We start from the raw sequence: 25,100 nt of genomic DNA on the forward strand, positions 1-25,100 counted from the left end.
GACCGGCGACAATTCCTCAAGACTTCCTTGCTTGGCGCATCAGCGCTAGCGATGGCCAAGCCGCTTGCCGCGGCTGCTTCCTCGGGCGCAACGGGTGCCACGGGCCAGCCCGGCATCGTGCGCGTGGCTTCCACCTGGGATTTCGGCGTGGCGGCGAACCAGGCGGCGTGGACTGTCCTGGGCCAGGGCGGCCATGCGTTGGATGCGGTCGAAACCGGCGTACGCGTCCCGGAGGCCGATCTCAAGAACCACAGCGTGGGCCGCGCGGGTTATCCGGATCGCGACGGCCACGTCAGCCTCGATGCCAGCATCATGGACGCCGAGGGCAACTGTGGCGCGGTCGCCGCGATCGAACACATCGCCCATCCGATCTCGGTGGCCCGGCGCGTGATGGAGCGCACGCCGCACGTGTTGCTGGTCGGCGACGGCGCGCTGCAGTTCGCGCTGGAGCAGGGCTTCAAGAAGGAGCATCTGCTCACGCCCGAATCCGAAAAGGCCTGGCACGAATGGCTGAAGACGGCGCACTACGAGCCGTCGATCAACAGCGAAGTGCGCGATTACGGCAAGACGAATCTCGGCCTGCCCGGCGGCAAGGACAACCACGACACCATCGGCATGCTCGCGCTGGACGCGCACGGCAAGCTGGCTGGTGCCTGCACCACCAGCGGCATGGCGTGGAAGATGCGCGGTCGCGTCGGTGACAGTCCAATTATCGGTGCCGGCCTGTACGTGGACGGCGATGTCGGCGGTGCCACGTCCACCGGCGTTGGCGAAGAAGTGATCCGCAACGCTGGAAGCTTCCTGGTGGTGGAGCTGATGCGCCAGGGCCGCACGCCTACCGAGGCCTGCAAGGAGGCGGTGATGCGCATCATCAAGCGCCGCCCTGAGGCCACCAAGACACTGCAGGTCGGCTTCCTCGCCATGAACAAGGAGGGCGAAGTGGGCGCCTACGCGATCCAGCATGGCTTCACCTACGCCGTGTGCGACGCAAAGAAGCAGGACGCGTTGCTGCCTTCGGCCAGCGTCTATACCACGAGCTACTCATGATCCTCGAAGTCTCTGCCAATTCGGTGGCCTCCGCGCTGGCTGCACAGGCCGGCGGGGCAGGGCGGGTGGAACTGTGCGCCGCGCTGGAGCTCGGCGGCCTTACTCCTTCGCACGCCACCATCGCGATGGCGCGCGAGCGGGTGCGCATCCCGCTGTACGTGCTTATCCGGCCGCGTGCCGGCGATTTCCTTTATGACGACGACGAATGCGAGGCCATGCGCCGCGACATCGAAACCTGCGTGGCGCTGGGTTGCGACGGCGTGGTGCTGGGTGCTCTGGATGCCGATGGCGACGTGGACATGGAGCGCTGCTACGGCCTGATCGCTGCGGCGGGCCATATCGGCGTTACCTTCCATCGCGCCTTCGATCTCGCGAGCGACCCGCATCGCGCGCTGGGCGACGTGATCGCCCTGGGTTGCGAGCGCGTGCTTACTTCGGGCGGCCAGGCCAGCGCGATGGAAGGCGCTCCGCTGATACGCGAGTTGATCGCGCAGGCCCACGGCCGCATCAGCATCATGCCCGGGGCGGGCGTCACCGACCGCAACATTGCCGCGCTCGCCGCGGCCACCGGGGCGCACGAAATCCACGCCTCAGCCAAGCGGCAATTGCCTTCCGGCATGCGCCATCAGCCGCCACGGCTCGGCGACATGCAAGGCGGGGAGCTGCGCAGCGATGTCGAGCAGGTGCGCGCCTTGGTGCGGGCGATGCAGCCTTAGCTTCTCTCGCCTGGGGGAGTCGTGGCCTGGCTTCGGAAGGGCCGAGACCAGGGCCGATTTCCCTACCGCAGCGCATGTTGCCCCACCTTCGCTAAGATGCCGCTTTGCAATTCCCTTGCGGAGCGAGTTCCTGTGATCATCAAACCCAAAGTGCGCGGCTTCATCTGTGTCACGGCCCATCCGGTCGGTTGCGAGCTCAACGTGGCCGAGCAGATCGCCACCACCAAGTCCGCCATCCATGACGACGGCAAGGGCCCGAAGCGCGTGCTGGTGATCGGAGCCTCCACCGGCTACGGCCTCGCTTCGCGCATCACCGCCGCCTTCGGTTATGGTGCCGCCACACTGGGAGTGTTCTTCGAGAAGCCAAGCAGCGAGGACAAGCCCGGTACTGCCGGCTGGTACAACGCTGCGGCGTTCGACAAGTTCGCCAAGAACGCCGGCCTGTACGCGAAGTCCATCAACGGCGACGCCTTCGCCAACGCGACCCGCGAACGCGCCATCGAGATCATCAGGAACGAGATGGGCGGCCAGATCGATCTCGTCGTCTATTCGCTGGCATCTCCTGTGCGCAAGCTGCCGGACTCCGGCGAGGTGGTGCGCTCCGCGCTCAAGACGATTGGCGACACGTTCACGGCGAGCTCCGTCGATACCAACAAGGACACGGTGATCCAGGCCAGCGTTGAGCCAGCCACCGAGCAGGAGATCAAGGACACCGTCACCGTGATGGGGGGCGAGGATTGGGCGCTGTGGATCGAGGCGCTGGGCAACGCTGGCGTGCTGGCGCCGAATGCAAAGACCATCGCCTACAGCTACATCGGCACCGAGATCACCTGGCCGATGTACTGGCACGGCACGCTGGGCCAGGCCAAGCAGCACCTCGACAACACCGCCAAGGCGTTGCGCGGGGGCCATGCCGGGCTGGATGCCCGCGTGGGCGTGATGAAGTCGGTGGTCACCCAGGCCAGTGCCGCGATCCCGGTGATCCCCCTGTACGTCTCCATCGCCTTCCGCGTGATGAAGAGCAAGGGTATCCACGAAGGTTGCATCGAACAGATCAACCGCCTGTTCCATGATCGTCTCTACCGGGCCGACGGGGCTGCGGTGCCTACTGACGACGATGGTCGCGTACGCCTCGACGACTGGGAACTGCGCGAGGACGTGCAGGATGCCTGCAAAGCGCTCTGGCCCACCGTTACCACCGAGACGCTGCGCGAGGTCACGGACTACGACGGCTACAAGCACGAGTTTCTCAAGCTTTTCGGCTTCGACCGCAACGACGTGGACTATGGCGCCGAGGTGGATGCCGATCGCCGCTTCGACTGCGTGGAAATGTAAGAGCCCGCTCCGCTTCATGAAAAAGCCCCGCACAGCGGGGCTTTTTTGTGCGCCGGAATTATCGGCCCGACATAACGCTGTCAGGTGCGAAGTGTCGGATCATCCGTGTGACTGAGCGACTACGCTGCCGTCATTGGGATCGGCCAGCAATTCGACGCTATGTCCATCATTGGACTTCGCCTTTGCACTCCACAAGCCGTGATCGAACTTCACGTCCTTGACGTTCTGGTAGCCGGCGGCAGTCAGCTTGGCGCTGACCTCGTCTTCGTCGAGCTTGGACGGTGCATCGGTAGGATAGACGCGGCCGGAAACGGGGCCGACCGCAAGCTTGACCCACTTCTTGTTGCCGCCACGAGCCTTGCTGCGCCACACACCGTCCTTGAATTCCAGGTCTTTCACTTCCTTGTAGCCGGCATCGGCGATCGCGGTCTTGATAGCGTTCTCGCTCATGGCCCCATTGGGCGGCTGCGTAGACCAAGTGCTTGTGGTGGTGGTCGTGGTGGTGTGGGTCATGGACGACGCGGCCATTGGCGTAGGCGGCGACGTTGGCGAAGGCTGGGTTTGCGCGAAGGCGACACCGCCAATCGACAGTCCAATCAACAGGGGAAGCAGGCGTTTGCTCATGATGCACTCCTTGATGATGGGGCAGGGTCGTGCCGGCAGGGAAAGCTCACGGTTCGGTGTTTGCGATGGATAGACCGTCTGTCGGCTCTGACAGAACAAATGAGACCATCGCATTCCAGACGGTGGTCTGAATAAAAGCGTGGACGGGAGGTGAAAGCCGGCTTCGGTTCAGTTGGTCTGGATTTAGTTCGCAGCGAGGCGGTCACGCATCGGACGCCTGCGGCGGATGGGAGGGGCACATTTCAACGTAGTTGTGCCCTAGCCCAGGTGGGGGCGGCTTTGCAGAGCCCCAGCAATGCGATCGCATTGATGCAATACGTCGCGACCCCATATACTTGAGCGGCCATACCGTTTCCCCGGGGGTGTACTGGCTTCGACGGGGGTAGTGAGATGGCTTGGTGCATGCCGAGGGGGCAGCTTTCCTCGTTAATCCAGCAGCAAACTTATAGTTGCCAACGACGACAACTACGCTCTGGCCGCTTAAGGCCTAGCCCCGAACCCGCTTGTGCTCGTGCTCGCCGGTGTAGGGTCATTATCACGAGATCGCCCGAAGCTGCCGCCTGTCGGTAAGGGTTAAATCAAGCAGGCTGGTCCTTCGATGCGCTTCGCACATCGTGCTGTCGCGGGACGAGATTCAACGGTGAGCTAAGCATGTAGTACCGGGCGTCAAGCGCCTTCGGACGCGGGTTCGACTCCCGCCACCTCCACCAATACAGCCACCTAAGCGAATGATTCGCTCAGGTGGCTTTTTCATTTTGGTGGTGGTTGGGTCTGGACTTGGTGTCGACGATGATGACGGGAATAAGCATATGATTTGCTTAAGGGCGGTCACGTAGGATGTTTGCCAGCGTCAGGGCAGAGTGAGTAGGACCTGGGGCGTTGCCTACATTTCCATGCATATGCCTGCACGACGGCGCTGGCGGAGCACTTTCCCTATTAACGCGACGCGTTTTGTCCGTAGACGTTGGGCCATCGCCCCTGCGCTGATCTAGAGGAACCATACGCTTGCAAGTTGTCTTGCTCATCGTATTGCTGACGGCCCACTTGGCACTGGCGCACTGGTACGGGCATACGGAGGCAGTGCTGCCCCAGTTGGCCATGTTGGCGGTGCAGGGCATGGCGGTGTGGGCGGTATTTACACGCTATCGACGCAGCCCGTCTCTGATACGGCTGCCATGGCTGCTGTTGGCGCTGGCTGTGCTGATGCAGATGCTATGGGACAGTACCAATGTGCTGGCAACAGTGCTGGGCGACAAGGGCGGCTACCTGGCCGCGTTGGCAACGGTGTTGTCGGCCTTGTACGTGATCCCGTGCATGTTCATGTCGACGCGCTTGTTTACGCAGCATGAGCCGCGCACAGTGGTGGCGCTGGATCTGGTGCTGCTGTGCATGGTGGCGGCGCTGGTCTACCAGTTCTTCATCACGCTGTTGAGCGGCCCGCTGGCTTCCGATCCGGCCAGCATCTACGTGGTGGTCTACCTTGCCGACGCCATCGACTTTTCGCTGGCTGCGATGGCGATACTGCGCCTGTTTGGTGCGCGCAGCTTCCGCTGGCGCTTCTTCTACTACGTGGCCAGTGCCTATCTGCTGGTCAATGCATCGGTGGCCTGCATCTACAACCGCGTCGAAATGCACGGCCTGCCGTGGTGGGCGGGTTCATTGATCGATGTTCCGCATGCCTTGCTGCTGGTGGTGGCCTTGCGCCAGCCACCGCGCTGGTTGCGCACTTACCGTCCGTCGCTGGGGGTTTCCCAGACGATCGGCTCGTTTGCGCCGATCCTGCTGGCGATGATGGTGGTGATGCTCGGCATCAGCACTTCGCGCATCAACTTCGTGCTCAGCTTGCTGGTCGGGGCGGCGGCGGTGCTGTTCTATGGCTTGCGTGTCGCATTCATCCAGAGCCGCCATATCGACCAGCAGCGTGCCATCGATCTGAGTACCTGGCGATTGGAACAACAGGTGGGGCGCGACCCGCTTACCGGCATCGCCAACCGGGCCACGCTGGACACGCGCCTGCGCGAAGTACTGGAAGAGGGGCGCAGCACCGGCTGCTTCGGCTCGCTGCTGATGATCGATATCGATTACTTCAAGCAATACAACGACAGCCTCGGACATATCGCCGGCGACGCTTGCCTGATACAGGTGGCCGGTGCCCTGAGTCGCAGCCAGGTGCGTGCACGCGATCTGGTGGCGCGTTACGGCGGCGAAGAGTTCGCCATCGTGCTGGTCGATACCAATGCGGAGGTGGCGCTGGAAGTGGCGCGCCGCCTGGTCACCGCGATCGAGCACCTGCAGATCGCCCATCCGGCCTGTCCTCTTGGACGCCTTTCGATCAGCATCGGAGTGGCTACCCAGACAGAGCAGACGCCGATAGATCCTGTGGCTATGCTGGATCAAGCCGATCATGCGCTATATCGCGCCAAGCGCAATGGCCGCAACCGTTTCGAGGCGGCGACAGGCGATGCCGATCCATCTTCGGCTCTGTACGGCGCCAGCAACGCGTAGCGCACCTGATCTGTCCACGCAGCGTGCGATTCATCTATGCCAGCTGGCTACTGCTGGGTGAAACGTGATTCGCCAGGTACGTGCAGTGTCGCGGGTCGCGCCGTGGCCGACCCTGTAGGGATATCCGTAAAAGGCCGGTAAGCTCGGCAACATCGAGGCTACGGGCTTTTCTTGCTCGAAGCCGCCTCGGGCATTCATCGCAGTCCGGCCTTTGTCGGGGAATGGCCAATTCCTGCCTGTTTAGCGGACACGAGATGTGGGCATCGGCTGACGCATCCAATGGACATGGCATGGCACAGTGCATGGGATCGGCGGTGTTCGACGCCGCCTCGCACCGTGATTCACACGTGAAGAAACACTTGGTGATTGGCAATTTTGTGACGGCTTGCGTTGTTCGATGTACACCCCACGCTTGCATCTGGCGGCGGGGCTGCCTAGCTTGCAGGCAGGAGTGTCCCCGTGGGCGCGATGACATGGTGCATCGGCAACCGAGATATCCATCAAGGAGGAGAGGGCATGATCCAGATTGTTCTGATCGACGACCACGAGCTCGTTCGCACGGGCTTCCGGATGATCCTGCAGCAGCAGCCGGACATGCACATTTGTGGCGAGGCGGCGAGTGCGGAAGATGGCTTGCGCTTGATCCGCAGCCTGAAACCGGAGATCGCTCTGGTGGACGTACACATGCCGGGCATGAGTGGTATCGAGTTGACGGAACGGGTTAGTCGTGCCGACTTGGCCACGCGTATCGTGGTAGTCACCGTGGTGGACGATGGCCGCTTCCCCAAACGCCTGCTCGATGCGGGTGCCTCGGGCTACCTGACCAAGGGTTGCAATGCCGACGAGCTGGTGACTGCCGTGCGGCAAGTGGCTGGCGGCCGACGTTACCTCGCGCCGGCAGTGGCTCAGCAATTGGCACTGGCCACGCTGGATGGCAAAGCCTCGCCGTTTGACTCCCTGTCCAGCCGTGAGCTGGAAGTGGCAATGATGCTGGTGCGAGGCAAGCCCCTGACGATGATCGGTGAGCAACTCAACCTCAGTCCCAAGACCGTATCCACCTACAAGCAACGATTGATGGAAAAGTTGCGCGTGGAGCACGTGCTGGAGCTTGCGCACCTGATGACGACGCACGGTTTGATCGACGCCCCGAATCATCGAGTGGGAACCTGAGCAACCGGCACGGTATGGGCTGACAAAAAAGCCGAACCCCTAGGGTTCGGCTTTTTTGTTTTGATGACGGGTGGCGCTTAGGGCGCCGCGTCGTGTCGAGGCTTTTCCGGGGACTCCGTGGCCACATCGTCGGAAGGTTCGGTCGTGGCAGGCCGCACGGGCGAGGCAGGAGCACTCGTGGTTTCGGCCACGAGTCCAAGCAAATCGCCCTGTTGCGGTTGCGCGGCAGCCGGCGGTGCGGCGTGCTCGTTCCCGGAAGGCTCCGCGTGCGTTTCCACGACGGCAACCGGAGCCGGAGCAGCCGGCACAGCGGTTTCCGTAGGCTTCTCCTGCTCCGCGGCCGGATTCTTCGTTACGGGCTCACGCGACTGCTCCGTTTCAACAGTGGCAGCCTCTGTTCCAGCGGAGGACGACACTTCTGTTTCCGCGGTGGCGGGTGCCATGGGCTTTTCGGGAATCGGCGGCAGTGTCGGCAGACTGAAGGCAGTGGCAACGGCAGCGGCCAGCGGCGCTTCGGTCAGTACTACGCGCACGGGTTCGTGGCGTTCGGCTTGCGGAGGCGCGACACGTGGAGCGGGTGCCGGACGAGGAGCCGGGGAAGTGGCCGGGCTGGGCGAAACGGCTTCGGCGACAGCCTCATCGGCAACGGCAGCAGGTGCCGCCACGGCGGGCGAAGCGGCATCTGCAGGTCTGGCTTCTCCAGCGGCGACGTCCGCCTCGTCGCGATCCTCGTCGTCCAGTTCGCCAGCCTGCTCGGCGCCGGGCAGGCCTGCGGTGGCCTCGTCGTGACGGCGGCGGCGACGCCCGCCACGGCGACCACGACGGCGACGCGAGGAACCTTCGGCGTCGCCCTCGGTGGCGCCGGCCGCCACTTCCTGGCCATCAGTCACCGGGGCAACGGCCAGTTTGGCTTCATCCATTGCTTCAGCAGGAGCGACAGTGGGACGTACAGCCGGTGCTTCCGGTTTCGGTGCTGCGGGCATGGCGGCGACGGGGGCCGGAGCCGCAGGCTTGCGCTCAGGCTGGGGAGCCTTGTTGCTCTCCAGATTGTTGTTGCGCGGCTGCTGTTGGCGGTCTTGCTGGCGCTCTTGCTTCGGTGCCTGGCTGGCCTGCTGCTGGCGCTGCGCGCCTTCGTTGCCCTTGTTGCGGCTGTTCTGCTGCTGTGAGTTCGGCTTGGCCTGCTGCGTACCGCTATCGCGACGTTCGTCACGACGCTGCTGCTGGCGGTTGCCGCTGCTGCCCTGTGCGTTGCGGCTGCGCTCGTCGCGACGGGGTTGTTGCTGCTGGCGGTTGTTGCCGCGCGCGCTGCCGCGGTCGTTGGCGTTCGGCTGTGCGGCGGCCGCAGTCGTGTCCGTCGCTGCGGCGCCGTTGCGGAACCAACCGAACAGGCGGGAAATGATGCCGCCGCTCGGAGCGGAAGCAGGGGCAGGTGCCGCCGCCTGACGACGTGGCGCCTGTTGTTGCTGCACAGGTGCTGCGGTCTCCTCGCGCACGGGTGCGGGGGTGGCGGGCACGATGCCGCTGACGGCGGGCTGCTCGTTGCTGCCCAACGCCTGGCCCATCTTCGGGATCGGCGTGGCGTCGACCGCGGTGAGGCGCTCGTAACTGGGCTTGCTGTGCTCGCCCATGTCCGCTTCCTTGATCCGCTGGATCTGGATATGCGGCGTTTCCAGCTTGTCATCGGCCACGATCACCACGTGCGCCTTGTGGCGCAGCTCGATCTCGACCACGCTGGCGCGCTTCTCGTTGAGCAGGAAGTTGGCCACCGCGGACGGAGCCTGCACCAGCACCTGGCCGGTGTTGTCCTTCATCGCATGCTCTTCGATCAGGCGCAGGGTGGACAGGCCCAGCGACTCCACGCTGCGGATGTGGCCATGGCCTTCGCAACGCGGGCAGACGATCTGGGTGGCTTCGCCGAGGCTGGGGCGCAGGCGCTGACGGGAAAGCTCCAGCAACCCGAAACGCGAGATGCGGCCCACCTGCACGCGGGCACGGTCGAGCTTCAGGGCGTCCTTGAGCTTGTCCTCGACCTCGCGCTGATGACGCGGGCTGTCCATGTCGATGAAGTCGATCACGATCAGGCCGCCGGCGTCGCGGATGCGGCACTGACGGGCGATCTCCACCGCGGCTTCGAGGTTGGTGTTGAACGCCGTTTCCTCGATGTCCGAGCCCTTGGTGGCCTTGGCCGAGTTGATGTCGATCGCGGTGAGCGCCTCGGTCTGGTCGATCACGATCGAGCCGCCGGAGGGCAGGCGCACCTGGCGGTCGAACGCGCTCTCGATCTGCGTCTCGATCTGGTAGCGGCTGAACAGCGGGGTGTCGTCCTTGTACAGCTTGAGTTTGCGCAGCGAGGTGGGCATCACCTGCTGCATGAACTCGCGGGCGTCCTCGTACAGCGATTCCTCATCGATCAGGATCTCACCGATGTCGCTGCGCAGGTAGTCGCGCAGGGCGCGGATGAACAGCTTGGATTCCTGGTAGATCAGGAACGGCGCCTTGCGCTTGCTGGCGGCGTCGGAGATCGAGCGCCAAAGGGTCAGCAGGTAGTCGAGATCCCATTGCAGCTCTTCGGCGTCGCGGCCCAGACCGGCGGTACGCACGATCAGACCGACGTCGTCGGGTACGGTGACGTGTTCCAGTGCTTCCTTCAGCGCCTGCCGATCCTCGCCCTCGATCCGGCGCGAGACGCCGCCGGCCTTCGGGTTGTTCGGCATCAGCACCATGTAGCGGCCAGCCAGCGAGATGAAGGTGGTCAGCGCGGCGCCTTTGTTGCCACGCTCTTCCTTCTCGACCTGGACGACGACTTCCTGGCCTTCCTTCAGCAGGTCGCGGATGCCCGACTTGTGCGGGTTCAGGCCAGGGGTGAAGTACTGCTCGGCGATTTCCTTCAGCGGCAGGAAGCCGTGGCGCTCGGCGCCGTACTCGACGAAGCAGGCTTCCAGGGATTGCTCCACACGGGTGATGCGGCCCTTGTAGATATTGGCCTTTTTCTGCTCGCGGGAGGGGATTTCGATGTCGAGATCGTAAAGGTTCTGGCCATCGACGATGGCCACGCGCAACTCTTCACGCTGAGTTGCGTTGATCAACATGCGCTTCATTGTAGTTTTCCTCAGCTCGCCCGCGCGTCGCGTGCCGCGGTGGCGCCGGGATGGCGGCCTGCCGGGGATCGCGCCGCTGCGGTGGAGCGGCTCATGTGACGGCGCCGTTCCCGGCGCCCGGATGTTCGGGTTGCTGCACCAGCCGCGCCCAAGCCAAACGGGCTTCGGGCAAACGACGGTCCGAACCGTTACGATGAAAGGGAGTCGCGACCGCTGCCTGGGAATCAATCCTTGGGCAGTCGGCGCAATCCTCGCCGGCGTGACGGGCGGGGCCCCGGCCCGAACCGGTCTCGGCGGGCAGGGAATGGCGCTCGCCGAGTATCCTATTTCGACAGGTTTTTTTCAATGCAGACGGCAACTTCCCGCGACGTACCTCAAGGTGTGCGTCAAGTCGCGATCGGACCCGAGCGGGACGGCCAGCGTATCGACAATGCGCTGGCGACCCTGCTCAAGGGTGTGCCGAAAAGCATGATCTACCGGCTGCTGCGCACCGGCCAGGTGCGCGTGAACGGCAAGCGTGCCAAGCCGGATACGCGGCTAACCGACGGCGATATGCTGCGAATTCCGCCGATACGGCAGGCAGAACGCCCCGAAGAGCGTGCGGCGCCAGAGACAATGGTCGCCTCGGTAGCCGGGGCGGTGATCTTCGAGGACAAGCACTTCCTGGTGATCGACAAGCCCTCGGGCATCGCCAGCCATGGCGGCAGCGGAGTCAGCCACGGCGCCATCGAGCTGCTGCGCGCGGCGCGCCCCCACGAATCCCTGGAGCTGGTGCACCGGCTCGATCGCGATACCAGCGGCGTGCTGGTGCTGGCCAAGTCCCGGGCCGGCCTGACCGGCCTGCAGGCGGCGATCCGCGCCGGCGAAGTCACCAAGCAGTACCTGTGCCTGATGGTCGGCCATCCGCCCAAGGCCAAATTCGACGTCAACGCGCCGCTGCGCAAGTTCGCCCTGCAAGGCGGTGAGCGCATGGTGCGGGTCAGCGAGGACGGCAAGCCCGCACTGACCTTCTTCCGCGAGATGGAGCAGTATCCGGGCGCCCGCCTGATGCAGGCCACGCTTGGCACGGGACGCACCCACCAGATCCGCGTGCACGCCGCCCACGTCGGTCACCCATTGGCCGGCGACCCGAAATATGGCGATCGCGAGATGAACAAGCGCCTCCGCGAGATGGGGTTGCAACGGCTGTTCCTGCACGCCTCGCACCTCAGCTTCGAGCTGGATGGGCGCCTTTACAGCTTCTCCGCGCCGCTGCCGGACGACCTGAAGACCTTTCTTGATGTCCTGGCCGTGAAGGGCAAGCACCTGCCGTACATCCAGGCTGCCGCTAGAGAAAGAAACGGGCGCTGACCTCCAGCGAACGCAACAAGCCACCCTCCAGCCCGGCTTCCACCAGCAACGCGCAGGCGGCATGTGCCGCGGCCACCGGCAGCAGTGCGCGCGACCGCTGGAAACACCAGGCCCACCACAATTCGGCCAACAGGCAGAGCTGCATCAGCGCGCCGTTCGGCGTGTGCATCAAGGCGAACACGAGGGCGGTGAGCAGCACGGCAAAAGTGCCGTGCACCTGTTTGCTTTCGAGGCGACGCATCACCACGACCAGCATCAGCCATTGCTGCAACAACGCCCACGACAGATACATAAGCGCATGGCTCAATGCCGGCACCGCGAGCTGGCCACCGAAACGGATGACCAGCAGCAGCGCCAGCGGCAGCAGCGCGAATGGCAACAGCCACGTACGGGGATTGCCCCACCAGCACCAGTTCGCCGGGCGGCGCCGCCGTTCGGTTTGCGCGGCGAACAATACGGCGCCGACGAAGACCAGCACGCTGGGTACGGTCAACCGCAGCCCGAGTTGAAGACCGGCAATCAGCCACAGCGGGCCGGCGAGGCAGGCGAGCAACTCCAGCCATAGGCGCCCAGGCAGGCGTGGCCACCACGATGCCAGCATGAGCAGTCCCAGCAGGTAACCACCGGCACCGATCCATGGCAGCCAGCCATGATCATTGGACTCCCGCATGGTTGCCGGCGCGTCGCCATGCGGCAGGATCAGCGCACCCGGTCGTTGCCGCCACGTCAATTCGCGCAGCATCAATTGGGTTTCCGCCGAGGCGCCTGCGGGCAGGGCGATCCAGGGCACTGCCGGCAACATGGGATCGGCGAGCTGACGTGCCGCCGTCAACGGATCGGGCGACAGCAGCAGTGTGGGCAGCGCGGGGGCGGGCAGGGACGCATCGGGGTGCAGCGCCAGCTCGTCCAGTCGCAAGGAGACGTGTGCAGGAAGTAGCAGTCTCAGGCGCAGCACGTCGATCCGCTTCGGTGCGGAGCAGTCGCTGCCGCCAGCGGTTTGCCAATGCAGGTGGCGCAGATCGACCGCAAGTTGCAGCGGGCCGGCGGCGACGGGAGCGTCCTGCCAACCCAGGCAACCGGGCTGGTCCAGTCGTGGCTGCCAGACAATACCCAATTTGAACGGCGCATCCGCCACGCCGTGCAACGACAGCCGGGGCCAATGCTCCACATCGAGCATGCCGTGCACAGGCAGGCCGATTTCGAACGGCGAGCCGTCGCGGCTGGTGATGCGCAGGGCGCCGCCGGAGGATTCAACATCGGCGGCACCGAAGGCACGCCCGGCAACGAGGTCGTGCGGTTCGCGCAATGGCCAACGCCACAGCGGCTGGCCATGCTCGATCAGCGCAAGCCGGCGGTTCGCCACCTCATGCAGGTGCAAGGCGACAATGCGTTCGGCCAGGGTGCGCAGGCCGAGCAGCAGCAGAACCACCAGCAGCGCGAAAGCCGTGCCGGCAAGCCATCGGCGCACGATGGGGCGCACGGTCAACGTGCCAGCAGCGCCTCGACCTTGGCTGCACAGATGATGTCGTTGAGCGACAGCCCGCCCACGTCGTGGGTGGACCACAGCAACTGGCAATGGCCGTAGCCGGCTTCGATGTCCGGATGGTGATCCTCGTGGTTGGCCATGAAGCCGACCGCGTTGATGAAGCCCAGTGTGCGGTGGAAATCGGGGAAGCGGAAATCCTTGACGATGGCGTGGCCATCGGCAGCAAGCGTCCAGCCGGGCAGCAGCTGCAACAACTGGGTGATCTTGTCCGCACTCAGCGCATGTTCCTTGCCCTTGCGCGGCTGGCAATGCTGGCTGGCGAAATCGTGGATGTTCATGGCAGCTCCATCGGATGCACAAAGGCGAGGCTGCGCAGCGTCGAAGTTGTGCGTGCAAATGTCAAAGCCCGCAGCGCAGGAAAACAGTACTAAAATGGTGCTGATTCGACGGGCCGCGCTGGCGCGGCTGTCGCAACAGTTGCCACAGGTGAGACATGATCGAAATTTCTGAACGCGCCCAGCAGCACTTCCGCCGCCTGTTGGCGCAACAGGGCAACGAAGGCATGAGCATCCGCCTGCACGTGACCGCACCGGGAACGGCCGCGGCGAACTGCGAGCTGGAGTTCTGCGAGCCGGCCGAGTTGATAGGCAACGAGTGGACGGTCGAATGCGCAGGCTTTGATTTCCACGTCGAAGGGAGCAGCGCGCCGTGGCTGGATGGCGCCAGCATCGACTTCGAACCCAACACCACCGGCGGCCTGCTCAACATCCGTGCTCCGAAGATCAAGGGAGACGTGCCGGGGCTGGAAGCTGGCGTGATCGAGCGCGTGCGCTACGTGCTCGATGCCGAGATCAACCCACGGCTGGCCTCGCACGGTGGCCGCGTCACCTTGCTGGAGGTCGATGCCGAAGGCGTGGTGCTGCTGCAGTTCGGCGGTGGCTGCCATGGTTGCGGGATGGTGGATGTCACCCTGAAGCAGGGTGTGGAAAAAACCTTGCGCGAGCGCGTGCCTGAAGTGAGCGCAGTACGCGACGCCACCGATCACAGTGGCGGCAAGCAGCCGTACTACAGCAAGCACGAAGGCAAATCGGCCTTGGGCTGAGGCAGGCATTCGCAGGCGTCCCGATCGTGATAACCCGGCAAGCGGCCGTCCACGGCTGAACTCCTCAAACAGAAAGCCCGCCGTGAGGCGGGCTTTCTGTTTCGGTGAGAGGAGCGCGTCAATCGCCCTGGACGTGTCCCTTCAGCGTGTCGAGCTTGGTCGACTGGCTGGAGAAATAAGCGGCGATGTCCTCGATGTCCTGATCCGACAGCGTAGCCACCATACCCTTCATGATCGGGTTGTTGCGACGGCCGTCCTTGTACTCGTGCAGCACCTGTTGCAGGTATTCGTTGTACTGGCCGGCGAGGCGCGGGTACTGCGGATCGACCGCGTTGCCGTCGGCGCCGTGGCAGGCGAAACAGGCGGTGGCCTTGGTCTTGCCATCCGCAGGGTTGCCGCTGGCAAGCAGCGGAGTGGAGGCGATCGCCAAAACGGCGCCGAACGAAAGCAGGGCAAGTGCGCGTTGCATGCGGGGTCCTTGGTTACTTGGTCGGCGTGATACTGGACAGGTAGGCGGCGATGTCCTTGATGTTCTGGTCGGTCAGGCTTTGCGCCTGGGCCACCATCGTCGGATAGGTGCGGTCGCCACTCTTGTATTCGTTCAATGCATTGATGATGTACTGCTCGTTCTGCCCGGCGATTTTCGGCACGGGGTAATCCGGGTAGGCGTTGGCATAGCCCGGCACGCCGTGGCAGCCGGCACAGGTGTAGACCAGCGTGCGCCCAGCGGCCTTGTCGCCGCCTTCGGCGTGCGCGCTGACGGTGGCCAGCAAGGCAAGAGCGCCCGCCAAGCCAAGTGTGTGCAGTCGAATCATCGAGATCGTTCCCCAGGTGCGGCGGCAGATGCGAATGAATGCAACAATCGTCGCAGTATAGACAGCAGCTCCGGGCACGGACAACCTGCGGTGGCTAGAGCTTGCTCAAAGCCTCCCTACGGATCGCGCCGGGAGCTGTTTGCGCACAGGCCAAGGAAGAACGAAGGCACGCAGGGAGAGCTGCGGACGCACGGCTTTGTGGGGCAGGCAGTGGCCCATTCGCGACGCGGTGATGACATGGGCATCTGCGCAAACGGGCCCCGTCCCGTGGACTGCCTAGCAGCGGCCGCCATGCGACGGTGCGCGACTCGACCAGCCGGCCAGACAAGCACTGCGCCATGCACTACGACCTGACGACTGCGCAACGCGGGCTATGCGGAGATTTCGAACAAGTTTTGCCGCTCAGAACAGGCTGCGGACAATGTGGATGCCCGCGCTGTACTCGCCCACGATGGTGCCGAGGCTGACCAGGAAGAAGTTCAGCAGGGTGCGCGCCACGCGGTTTTTCCACCAGCCGCTCCAGTGCACGATGTCGTCGCGCAGCGTGTCGAAGTCGGCCACACGCGGGCGACGCACCCAGGCTTCGGCCATGGCGCTGATGCCGCCGGCCGGGATGCCTGGACGAAACGGCTTGATCGGCGCGGCGATGAAGGCGGCGAGGATGCTAAGCGGATGTGCGCCCGCAGCGACCGCGCCCAGCGCGGCGAAGCCGCCGGTGAACAGCACCCACGCGGTGAGCACCTGCGTGCCCAGCGCCGCGTTGCGATGGAAGGCGAAGGCGATGGCTGCGAATACCGCCAACACGAGGCCCACGGCCAGCCATTTCGGCCACCGTGCCTTTGGCGGCGACCGCGCCAGATCGGCGGCGATCGTCGCCGGGTCGTCGCGCTGTTCGCGCAACAGTTCGCACATGCCCTTCAGGTGCCCTGCGCCGATCACCACCAGTACGCGGCGCGGTTCGGCAGAAGGCTTGCGCGCGGCTTCCTCGCGCAAGCGCGCGGCCATGTAGGCGTCGCGCTCGCCGATCAGGCTCTGGTACAGCGGCTTGGACTCGCTGGCGAACTCGCTGAAGGCGCTTTCCAGCATGTCGCCCTGCTTGAGCTTCTCGATCTCGCCGGGCTCGATTTCCTCGCGCTCGAACACGCTGGCGAGCAGGCCGCCGAGCAGGCCGAAGCGCTGCCAGAAACCTACGTTGTGCCAAGCGCGCTTGAGCGTAGTGCCAACCTCGCGGTCGATCAGCCACAGCGGCAGGTTGCGCGCGGCGGCGCCTTCCATCGCCGCCTTCATCTCGGCACCGGGCTGGATGCCGGATTGCTCGGCGAGGCGTTTCTGGAAGGTGGAAAGGACCAGGCTGGCAGCCACCATGCCTGCTTTGCCCTGGCGTATCACCTGGAACAGGTCCATGCGCTTGAACGCCTCGGGATCGCGCATGCCCTGTGCGCGGCTATCGCACAACTCCACCGCGACCGCGTCGAAGTGCTCGTGGTCCAGCAGTGCCTCCACCGCCTCCATGCTGGTGCGCGAGACGTGCGCCGTGCCCAGCACCACGTACTCCACGCCGTCGCGCGTCACGCGTTCGATGGGCTGGTCCTGCAGCACGGCTGGCAGGGGAGAAGTGGATTTGGGAACACTCATGCGTAAGGCATATCGGTCACTGGGAAGTCCCCAAGCATGGGGACGCGCCCCGCGCGAAGCAAGTCAGAAGTGTGGCCACGGGAGCCACGCATGTGATTTTCGTCGCTGGGAATAGTCGCCATGAAATTGAAGAGTGCGGCCATGAATGGCCGCCCGTGTGATTTTCGCGATAGGGATGATCGCCATGGAATCGAAGAGTACGGTTATGGGTGGCCGCTCATGTGGTTTTCGCGATCAGCGATCACCGCAAAGGCAAAATTCAGTCCCGGAAACGCTTGAGCAGGTCGCCGTAGGAGTCGATGCGACGGTCACGCAGGAACGGCCAGATGCGACGCACGTGCTCGCTGCGCTGCATGTCGATCTCGACCAGCAGCAGCTCGCGCTGATCGGTGCCGGACCTGGCGAGGAATTCGCCTTGCGGTCCGGCGACGAAGCTGGTGCCCCAGAACTGGATGCCCGCGCCCGTGCCCGAAGGGTCGGCCTCGTGGCCGGTGCGGTTGCAGGCCAGCAGCGGCAGGCCGTTCGCCACCGCGTGGCCACGCTGTACGGTGACCCAGGCTTCGCGCTGGCGATCCTTCTCTTCCTGTGCGTCGTTGGGGTCCCAGCCGATCGCGGTGGGGTAGAGCAGCAGCTCCGCGCCGGCCAGCGCCATCAGGCGCGCGGCTTCGGGATACCACTGGTCCCAGCACACCAGTACGCCAAGCTTGCCTACCGAGGTCTGGACCGGATCGAAACCAAGGTCGCCTGGCGTGAAGTAGAACTTCTCGTAGAACGCCGGGTCGTCGGGAATGTGCATCTTGCGGTACTTGCCCGCGATCGCCGTCGAGCGGTCGAATACCACGGCCGTGTTGTGGTAGAGCCCCGCCGCGCGCTTCTCGAACAGCGAGGCCACCACCACCAGCTTCAGCTCCTCAGCCAGCTTGCCGATGCGGGCGGTACTGGGGCCGGGGATGCTTTCCGCGAGATCGAACAGGTCGACCGACTCGTGCTGGCAGAAATACGGGCCGTTGTGCAGCTCCTGCAGCAACACCAGTTCGGCACCGGCCTTGGCAGCTTCGCGCAGGCCGGCCTCGATCGCATCGAGGTTGGCGTCGCGGCTGCCGCGGTCGGTTTCCTGCAACAAGGCGGCTTTCAGGATTTTGCGGGTCATGGCGATTCGGCGTGAGAGTTTGCGCCGCATAGTGTAACAAGGCCGTCCGCCATGACTGCCGTTTGGGCTACTCTGGATCGCAGCGATGCTTCCCTGACGGAGGTGGCCGATGGTTGGTGCAGACGGACGCATGATCCGGTGCTGCGGCATCGGTGGCGGGTGTGCCGCATGAACGCTGTCGCCAACTGGCTGCTGCGCAAGTACGAACGCTGGAAGCAGGACACGCTGAGTCAGAGCGATTTCCGCCCCAGTGTCAGCATCCTCAAGCTCTCGCTGATGGCCGTGTTCGTGGGTATCGCTGCGGCCTTCGTCGCGTACGTGCTGTACCGGATGATCGGCCTGGTCACCAACCTGGCGTTCCGCCAGCAGTTCTCCTTCGATTTCATCGCGCCGGCCCTGCACGCTCCGTTGTGGGCGATCGTGCTGGCGCCGCTGGTAGGCGGCCTGCTGGTGGGGCTGATGGCGCGCTATGGCAGCGACCGCATCCGCGGGCACGGCATCCCGGAGGCACTGGAGGCGATCCTGTTCCGCCGCAGCAAGATGATGGCGAAAGTGGCGATCCTGAAGCCGCTGTCCGCGGCGGTCGCAATCGGCACCGGCGGCCCGTTCGGCGCGGAAGGGCCGATCATCATGACCGGCGGCGCGGTGGGCTCGCTGTTCGGCCAGATGTTCTATCTCACCTCGATGGAACGCCGCACCTTGCTGGTGGCCGGCGCGTGCGCCGGCATGGCGGCGACCTTCGGCACGCCGATCGCGGCGACCCTGCTGGCGGTGGAACTGCTGCTGTTCGAGCTGCGCCCGCGCAGCACGATTCCGGTGGCGATCGCTTGCTTTGTGGCCGACGCGCTGCGCATGTGGTTGCTCGGCCCCGGCGCGTTGTTTCCGTTGGCGACGGCATTCGAGGTAAGCCTGCCGACCTTCGGCCTGGCCGCAGTGTGCGGCTTCCTCGCCGGCTTGCTTGCCACGGCGCTCACTGCATTGGTGTATCGCGCGGAGGATCTGTTCCACCGCTTGCCGGTGCATTGGATGTGGTGGCCGCTGATCGGCGCGGTGGCGGTAAGCGTCGGCGGCGTGATCGAACCGCAGGCGCTGGGCGTGGGCTACGGCGTGATCGACAGGTTGCTTAACGGCCAGTTGGTAGGCATGGCGATTCTGGTGTTCATGCTGGTGAAGTCCGCGATGTGGGTGATCTATCTCGGTTCGGGCACGTCCGGCGGCGTGCTGGCGCCGCTGTTGTCGCTGGGTGCCGGCCTGGGCGGGCTGGAGTCGATGGTGTTTCCCGGCCAGGATCCGTTGCTGTGGCCCTTGCTCAGCATGGGCGCGATGCTGGCCGGGGTGATGCGCCTGCCGTTCACCTCGATCATGTTCGCGCTCGAGCTCACCCACAACGCCAGCGCACTGCCAGTGCTGCTGGTGTCCTGCACCATGGCCTACGGCGTGAGCGTATTCCTGATGAAGCGCTCGATCCTCACCGAGAAGATCGCGCGCCGTGGTCTGGACATCTTCCGCGAATACACGGTGGACCGGCTCGAGCACATCCCCGTGCGCGAGGTGATGACCACCACAATGATCACCGTACCTGGTGATGTCAGCGTGCGTGAGCTGTCCGAACGTTATTTCGGTCCAGACCAGCGATACCGCGCATTTCCCGTGGTGGATGCCGAAGGCGGCCTGCTCAACGTGGTCAACCGGCAGGACGTGCAGCGCTGGCTGCGGGACGATCCTGCAGGTAGCGCGCGGCTGGCCGAAGTGGTGGACAAGGAACCGGTGGTCGCCTTGCCCGACGAGAGCTGCCAGAGCGTGGCCGTGCGCGCCGCGGTGGAAAAGCTCGATCGCATCCCGGTGGTCGGCCCGGACCGTCGCACCCTGGTCGGCATGGTCACTCGCTATGACCTGCTCAAGCCGTACACGCACTACCACGACGAAGAGAAGGTACGCGAACGCTTTTTCCGCAACGGCAAGCCGTGACGGCGGCGTCGAGAGCGCGAAAACGCAGGACACGGAAAGCCCGGGCCACATGCGCTCCCGCCGATCATTCAACGGCCGTAGGTCAACGTGACATGGGCTTTGCCAAGCGTATGGCCGTGGATCATGAAGCCGGCCAGTGCCGGCGAAGCGCCTTCCGGCAGCTCCATGGAAGGCACGTCCAGCGCATACACGGTGAAGATGTAGTGGTGCGGCGCATCGCCCTTGGGTGGGCAAGGGCCGCCCCAGGCTGCCTGGCCATAGTCGTTGCGCACCGCAAGTGCGCCGGTCGGCAAGTCGCCGCCGGCCGGCAGCGCAGTGTTCGAGGCCGGCAGGTTGATCACCACCCAGTGCCACCAGCCGCTACCCGTGGGAGCATCCGGGTCGTAAACGGTCAGCGCATAGCTGCGCGTGCCGGCCGGTGCGTGCTGCCAGTGCACGGCGGGTGCGCGGTTGCCGCCGGTGCAGCCAAAACCATGGAAGCTGCTGCTCCGGGGCAGGTGGCCGTGTTCGCCATCGACCTGCACCCGGAAGTCGGCGGCATGGGCACCCAGAGCAAAGGCGGATGCAAACAGTGTGGCAATCAGGCGGCGCATGGGGAACCTCGCGGGGACGGAGTGCACGCATGGTGCGTGGCATCGCATCGTCGCGGTGGCTCCAAACGCGCAAGCGCTCGCTCGATCCGCTCAATCACGCAGCTCGGAGGGCAAGCTGCCGAAGCGTTCGCGGAAACGCGCGGTGAAGCGCGAAGGCGAGGCATAGCCGCACTCGACGGCCACTTGCTTGAGCGGCTTGTGCGAGCCCTGCACCAAGGCCAGCCCGTGGGTGAGCCGCACCTCTTCCAGGATCCCGCGGAAGCTTGTCGCCTCTTCGGCCAGCCTACGGCGCAGCGTGGCGGTGCTGAGCGCGAGTTGCGCGGCCACGGCTTCTGCGCGCCACTCGCGTGCGGGCTGTGTGTTGAGCAGCAGGCGAATGCGCTCGCCCAGCCCGCGGTCGCGCGGCATCGGCGCTCGGTAACCGGCCAGCGCCACGGCGGCCACCAGTTCGGCGACACGGTGGCGCAGCAGGTTTTCCGGGAGCTGTTCGGAGACGCCTTGCTCGACGTGGGCAAACGCCTGTTCCAAGGCGCGCTGGACAGGCAGTGCCGCCCAGGGCGGTGCATCGGCGGGCGCCAGGTCGGCAGTCGTCAGCATCGCCTGCGGCAGGCACAGGCAGACGGCGCGATACGCGCCATCGTCCGGCGGCAGGTTCTCCACATGCAGCAACTGTCCAGGCGCCACCGCGGCAAAACCGCCGGCAGGGATTTCGTCCTGACGTTGTCCGTTGCCTATGCGCTTGCGGCCCGCGCGCACCTGGAAGATCGAGAACTCGGCGAAGGGCGCGGCAGCGATGCGCTGGCGCCGCCTTGCGAATATCTCCAGGCGTGCGATGGTCACGCGTGAACTTAATCGACCAGCCCGGCAGGCAACTGCATGGTGATGCAGTGCAGGCTGCCGTTCTGCCAGATCAGCGGACGGCAGGGCACCTGCACCACTTCGCGGTCGGGATGCGCAGTGGCGATGATGCGCGCGGCCTCGTCGTCGACCGCGTCGCCATAGGCGGGCACCAGTACGGCGCCGTTGACGATCAGATAGTTCGCGTACGAGGCGGCGAGGCGACGGCCTTGGTCGATGATGGGCTGGGCCCAGGGCAGCGGGTGCAGCCGATAGGGGCGGTCATCGGTAGTGCGCAATGCGGCGAGTTCGTCGCCCATGCGCGCGAGCTCGTCGTGGTGTTTGTCGCCGGCGTCATTGCAGGCTTGGTACACGATGCGTTCGCCAGGCGCGAAGCGGGCAAGGGTGTCGATGTGCGCATCGGTGTCGTCGCCTTCCAGGTAACCGTGATCCAGCCACAGGATGCGATGGGCGTGCAGGCTGTCCATCAGGACGGCGTCCATCGCCGCGCGACTCTGTTCGGGGTGGCGTTGGCTGAGGCACTTCCAGGTGGTGAGCACGCTGCCGACGCCGTCGCTCTCGATGCCGCCGCCTTCCAGCGCCCAGTCGATGCGGCGGTGGCCGGCCTTGCCGAACACCCCGGCATCGACGAGGCCCGCGATCAGCGCGTCGTCCTGTTCGGCGCCGAACTTGCCGCCCCAGCCGGTGAAACGGAAATCGGCGAGCTGGAAGTTGCCGTCGCCGTCGGCGAGGGTGATCGGACCGGAGTCGCGCAACCAGGTGTCGTCGTAGGGGAGCTCGATGAAACGGATGCGGGCAAGTTCGACACCCGCCGCGCGCAACAGGGTTTCGGCATGGGTACGCACATCGGCATCAGCCACCACCACGATCAGGCGCTGGAAGCGCGTGACCGCTGCGGCCAGCGCCACGTAGGTGGTTTCCACCTCTGCAAGGCGTTCGGCCCAGTCGGTGCCCGCATGCGGCCAGGCGATCAACACCGCGGCTTGCGGCTCCCATTCGGCGGGCAGGCGCCAGCGGGGTTCGGTCATGAGGAGATACTCGTGCGGGTCGGACGGCGCCACCGGGGCGCAGGGCCGCTCATTTTAAGCGATACGCACAGCGCAAAACGGCGGGGCGCCGCTTTGCGCGCCCGAACGGCGCCGCAAGGGCGGCACAGAAGTGTGCGGCATGAAAAAAGCGGCCCGCATTGCCGCGGGCCGCGATTGGGAGCCGGCAATCAGTTCGTGGCGGCCGGATTGGTGTTGTTGCCGGCCGGCGTGTTGAGCACCGAATGGATCACGTGGCTGCCCTGGAAATATACGATGAAGTCCGCGTATTCCCAGCGGTTGATGACCGGATGCTTGCTGCTGTCACCGCCGCGCGGCGCGAGTTTGCGCTGCGGTGCGCCGTAGCGCTGTTCGACCTGCGCCATGCTCATGCCGCGCGTCGGTAGGTTCATGGTGTTCTCCTGCTGCACGCGATGGATCAGCAGGTTGTCGGCGCGGGCCATTTGCGGCGCGGCGAAGCCGCTGAATCCGATAGCGATGGCTGCCAGCAAGGGCAGGTTGTAGCAATGCTTGGACATGATCCCCTCTCCGCACGTGGCGTTGCCGCGCCGTTGTAGCAGAACTGCCGACGACTATCCACGGTTGGTGGCGCCGGGTGTGATCCCCATAGCCGTTATGATGTGCGGCCGATTCGCCCCGATTGAAGTGTTCCCATGATCGCGTTCCGCCATTTTGCCCTGCGCCGCGGCAGCCGCCTGCTGCTGTCCGACATCGACCTGGTGATCCAGAGTGGCTGGCGGCTGGGCGTGATCGGGCGCAACGGCTGCGGCAAGTCCAGCCTGTTCGCCGCGTTGCAGGGGCAGGTGGAGGCCGACGCCGGGGACATCGACCTGCCGGCCAGGCTGCGCCTGGCCTCCGTCGCGCAGGAAACGCCCGCGCTGCCCGATCCGGCGATCGACTATGTGCTGGGTGGCGACATCGAGCTGGCTACCGCACTGCGCGACGAAGCCGACGCCGAGGCGCGCGGCGACAGTGAGGCGATGGCGCGCGCGCATCACCGCATCGAGGAACTGCACGGCTACGACGCCCGCGCCCGTGCTGGCCGCCTGCTGCACGGCCTCGGCTTCGCGCCGGAAACGCACGAACGCGCGGTCAAGGAGTTCTCCGGCGGCTGGCGTGTGCGCCTGAACCTGGCGCGCGCGCTGATGGCGCCGTCCGAACTGCTGCTGCTCGACGAGCCGACCAACCACTTAGACCTCGACGCCGTGCTGTGGCTGGAAGAGTGGCTGCGGCGCTACCAGGGCACCTTGCTGATCATTTCGCACGACCGCGAATTTCTCGACGGCGTGATCGACCACACCTTGCATCTGGTCGATGGCGGCGCGCGCCTCTATACCGGCAACTACAGCGCGTTCGAGCGTCTGCGCGCCGAACAGCTGCGCCAGCAGCAGATCGCGCACGAACGCGAGCAGGCCGAGCGCGCGCACCTGCAGAGCTTCATCGACCGTTTCAAGGCCAAGGCCAGCAAGGCCAAGCAGGCGCAGTCGCGCATGAAGCGACTGGAGAAGATGGCCGGCACCGAGGCGGTGCGCGCCGAACGCGCCTTCCATTTCCAGTTTGCCAGGCCTGATCGCGTGCCCGATTCCATGCTGCAGCTGGAAGAGGTGAACGCCGGCTATCCGGCCGGTTCGCGCGAGGAAGGCAACGATCATCTGCCCGGTCACGACGCGCCCAGCCGCGAGGCCACGATCATCCTGCGCGACGTGCGTTTCCGCCTCGAAGCCGGCGAACGTATCGGTCTGCTCGGCCCCAACGGCGCTGGCAAATCCACGCTGGTGAAAACGCTGGTGGGCGAGCTCACGCCGCTGGCGGGCGAGCGCAAGGCGCACAAGGACCTGAAGATCGGCTACTTCGCCCAGCACACGGTGGAGAGCCTGCGCGAAGGCGCCAGCCCGTTCGACCATCTGCAGGACAAGGCGCCCGGCGTGGCCGCGCAGGCACTGCGCGATTTCCTCGGCACGTGGAACTTTGCCGGCGACCGCGCCTTCGAGTCGGTGGACGGTTTCTCCGGTGGCGAACGCGCACGTCTCGCGCTGGCCTTGATCGCCTGGGACAAGCCCAACCTGCTGCTGCTCGACGAACCCACCAACCATCTCGACCTCGACATGCGCGAGGCGCTGGCCGATGCGCTGGCCGACTTCGACGGCGCGCTGGTGCTGGTGTCGCACGACCGTCACCTGCTCGGCATGGTCAGCGACAGCTTCTGGCGCGTGGCCGACGGCGTGGTGGAGCCGTTCGATGGCGATCTCGACGACTACGCACGCTGGCTGCGGGCGCGCGGTTCGGCGAACAGGAAATCCGCCAAGGTCGAGGCGAAACCTGCGGCAACCGTCGAATCGCCGGAAGAACGTCGCCGCAATGCGGCCCAGCAGCGCGACAGCGAAAAGGCCTCGCGCCAGCGCGTGAAGAAAATCGAGACGCGCGTGGCCGCCATCGACGCCGAGCTGGTTGCGCTGGAAGCTAAGCTGGCCGACCCGGAAACCTACAACGGCCCCACCGCTGCGTTGATGAAGCTCGGCCAGCAGCAGACCGAACTGCGCCGCGAGAAGGAAACGCTGGAGACGGAATGGATGGCCCTCTACGAAGAACTGGAAGCCTGATT

21 protein-coding genes and 1 other RNA gene are annotated in these 25,100 nt (G+C 65.2%); 10 read left to right on the top strand and 12 right to left on the bottom strand.

Features of this window, described 5'->3' with window-relative positions; translation table 11 throughout:
* The first annotated feature begins 51 nt into the window (after positions 1 to 51).
* From ISP25_RS03440 to fabV, 3 genes are all read left to right on the top strand, one after another.
* Positions 52 to 1,047 (top strand): N(4)-(beta-N-acetylglucosaminyl)-L-asparaginase, encoded by a 996-nt coding sequence (locus ISP25_RS03440; RefSeq protein ID WP_404612072.1) that lies wholly within the window; start codon positions 52 to 54, stop codon positions 1,045 to 1,047.
* Positions 1,044 to 1,763, top strand: a complete 720-nt coding sequence (locus tag ISP25_RS03445) for a copper homeostasis protein CutC (protein WP_404611670.1) — start codon at positions 1,044 to 1,046, stop codon at positions 1,761 to 1,763. Before ISP25_RS03440 ends, ISP25_RS03445 begins: the two co-directional genes overlap by 4 nt.
* Before the next feature lie 132 nt (positions 1,764 to 1,895).
* On the top strand, positions 1,896 to 3,098 hold the full coding sequence (gene fabV / locus ISP25_RS03450) for an enoyl-ACP reductase FabV (RefSeq protein WP_404611671.1): 1,203 nt from the start codon (positions 1,896 to 1,898) through the stop codon (positions 3,096 to 3,098).
* Positions 3,099 to 3,197: 99 nt separating this feature from the next.
* Here fabV and ISP25_RS03455 read toward each other — a convergent pair whose 3' ends face one another.
* A complete protein-coding gene (locus ISP25_RS03455) occupies positions 3,198 to 3,722 on the bottom strand; it encodes a PepSY domain-containing protein (RefSeq protein ID WP_404611673.1) in 525 nt (174 codons plus the stop codon).
* A gap of 358 nt (positions 3,723 to 4,080) precedes the next feature.
* Between ISP25_RS03455 and ssrA the strand changes: the two genes are divergently transcribed.
* The 3 genes from ssrA to ISP25_RS03470 all read left to right on the top strand — a co-directional run bounded on the left by ssrA (position 4,081) and on the right by ISP25_RS03470 (position 7,397).
* Positions 4,081 to 4,432: a transfer-messenger RNA gene (gene ssrA, locus ISP25_RS03460) on the top strand.
* A gap of 295 nt (positions 4,433 to 4,727) precedes the next feature.
* On the top strand, positions 4,728 to 6,227 hold the full coding sequence (locus ISP25_RS03465; protein WP_404611675.1) for a GGDEF domain-containing protein: 1,500 nt from the start codon (positions 4,728 to 4,730) through the stop codon (positions 6,225 to 6,227).
* A 516-nt stretch (positions 6,228 to 6,743) separates the two neighbouring features.
* Positions 6,744 to 7,397, top strand: coding sequence for a response regulator (locus tag ISP25_RS03470; RefSeq protein WP_404611677.1), 654 nt, complete (start codon positions 6,744 to 6,746; stop codon positions 7,395 to 7,397).
* A gap of 77 nt (positions 7,398 to 7,474) precedes the next feature.
* On the opposite strand, the gene ISP25_RS03475 is transcribed toward ISP25_RS03470, so the two are convergent.
* Positions 7,475 to 10,495 (bottom strand): Rne/Rng family ribonuclease, encoded by a 3,021-nt coding sequence (locus ISP25_RS03475; RefSeq protein WP_404611679.1) that lies wholly within the window; start codon positions 10,493 to 10,495, stop codon positions 7,475 to 7,477.
* Between the two features lie 345 nt (positions 10,496 to 10,840).
* Here ISP25_RS03475 and ISP25_RS03480 point away from each other — a divergent pair, with 345 nt between their 5' ends.
* Positions 10,841 to 11,845 carry an RluA family pseudouridine synthase gene (locus tag ISP25_RS03480; protein WP_404611681.1) on the top strand — a complete coding sequence of 335 codons (1,005 nt, stop codon included), beginning with the start codon at positions 10,841 to 10,843 and terminating at the stop codon, positions 11,843 to 11,845.
* Here ISP25_RS03480 and ISP25_RS03485 read toward each other — a convergent pair.
* Together ISP25_RS03485 and ISP25_RS03490 are read right to left on the bottom strand one after the other, a co-directional pair.
* Positions 11,823 to 13,313, bottom strand: a complete 1,491-nt coding sequence (locus ISP25_RS03485) for a CPBP family glutamic-type intramembrane protease (RefSeq protein WP_404611683.1) — start codon at positions 13,311 to 13,313, stop codon at positions 11,823 to 11,825. The genes ISP25_RS03480 and ISP25_RS03485 overlap by 23 nt on opposite strands.
* Positions 13,314 to 13,327: 14 nt before the next feature.
* The gene (locus ISP25_RS03490; protein ID WP_192157596.1) at positions 13,328 to 13,669 is read right to left on the bottom strand and encodes a 4a-hydroxytetrahydrobiopterin dehydratase; all 342 of its coding nucleotides are present in this window, start codon (positions 13,667 to 13,669) and stop codon (positions 13,328 to 13,330) included.
* Positions 13,670 to 13,824: 155 nt separating this feature from the next.
* On the opposite strand from ISP25_RS03490, the gene ISP25_RS03495 reads away from it, so the two are divergent.
* Positions 13,825 to 14,433 (top strand): NfuA family Fe-S biogenesis protein, encoded by a 609-nt coding sequence (locus tag ISP25_RS03495; RefSeq protein ID WP_404611685.1) that lies wholly within the window; start codon positions 13,825 to 13,827, stop codon positions 14,431 to 14,433.
* A gap of 118 nt (positions 14,434 to 14,551) precedes the next feature.
* Here the strand turns inward: ISP25_RS03495 and ISP25_RS03500 are convergent, their stop codons facing one another.
* The 4 genes from ISP25_RS03500 to ISP25_RS03515 form a co-directional block, all read right to left on the bottom strand.
* Positions 14,552 to 14,902 carry a c-type cytochrome gene (locus ISP25_RS03500; RefSeq protein ID WP_192157592.1) on the bottom strand — a complete coding sequence of 117 codons (351 nt, stop codon included), beginning with the start codon at positions 14,900 to 14,902 and terminating at the stop codon, positions 14,552 to 14,554.
* 13 nt (positions 14,903 to 14,915) lie between these two features.
* Positions 14,916 to 15,248, bottom strand: coding sequence for a c-type cytochrome (locus ISP25_RS03505; protein WP_404611687.1), 333 nt, complete (start codon positions 15,246 to 15,248; stop codon positions 14,916 to 14,918).
* Positions 15,249 to 15,650: 402 nt separating this feature from the next.
* Positions 15,651 to 16,883, bottom strand: coding sequence for a TraB/GumN family protein (locus ISP25_RS03510; protein ID WP_404611689.1), 1,233 nt, complete (start codon positions 16,881 to 16,883; stop codon positions 15,651 to 15,653).
* Between the two features lie 259 nt (positions 16,884 to 17,142).
* The gene (locus ISP25_RS03515) at positions 17,143 to 18,033 is read right to left on the bottom strand and encodes a carbon-nitrogen hydrolase (protein WP_192157586.1); all 891 of its coding nucleotides are present in this window, start codon (positions 18,031 to 18,033) and stop codon (positions 17,143 to 17,145) included.
* 168 nt (positions 18,034 to 18,201) lie between these two features.
* Here ISP25_RS03515 and ISP25_RS03520 point away from each other — a divergent pair, with 168 nt between their 5' ends.
* Positions 18,202 to 20,001, top strand: coding sequence for a chloride channel protein (locus ISP25_RS03520; protein WP_192157584.1), 1,800 nt, complete (start codon positions 18,202 to 18,204; stop codon positions 19,999 to 20,001).
* 68 nt (positions 20,002 to 20,069) lie between these two features.
* Here ISP25_RS03520 and ISP25_RS03525 read toward each other — a convergent pair whose 3' ends face one another.
* The 4 genes from ISP25_RS03525 to ISP25_RS03540 form a co-directional block, all read right to left on the bottom strand.
* Complete coding sequence (locus ISP25_RS03525) at positions 20,070 to 20,594, bottom strand: YbhB/YbcL family Raf kinase inhibitor-like protein (protein WP_404611691.1); 525 nt, start codon at positions 20,592 to 20,594, stop codon at positions 20,070 to 20,072.
* Between the two features lie 90 nt (positions 20,595 to 20,684).
* A complete protein-coding gene (locus tag ISP25_RS03530; protein ID WP_404611693.1) occupies positions 20,685 to 21,434 on the bottom strand; it encodes a helix-turn-helix transcriptional regulator in 750 nt (249 codons plus the stop codon).
* Positions 21,435 to 21,442: 8 nt separating this feature from the next.
* A complete protein-coding gene (locus tag ISP25_RS03535) occupies positions 21,443 to 22,480 on the bottom strand; it encodes an agmatine deiminase family protein (protein ID WP_404611695.1) in 1,038 nt (345 codons plus the stop codon).
* Between the two features lie 188 nt (positions 22,481 to 22,668).
* On the bottom strand, positions 22,669 to 23,016 hold the full coding sequence (locus tag ISP25_RS03540; RefSeq protein WP_404611697.1) for a hypothetical protein: 348 nt from the start codon (positions 23,014 to 23,016) through the stop codon (positions 22,669 to 22,671).
* 135 nt (positions 23,017 to 23,151) lie between these two features.
* Between ISP25_RS03540 and abc-f the strand changes: the two genes are divergently transcribed.
* Positions 23,152 to 25,098, top strand: coding sequence for a ribosomal protection-like ABC-F family protein (gene abc-f / locus ISP25_RS03545; RefSeq protein WP_404611699.1), 1,947 nt, complete (start codon positions 23,152 to 23,154; stop codon positions 25,096 to 25,098).
* Positions 25,099 to 25,100 lie beyond the last annotated feature (2 nt).

Source organism: Rhodanobacter hydrolyticus, from assembly GCF_044904645.1.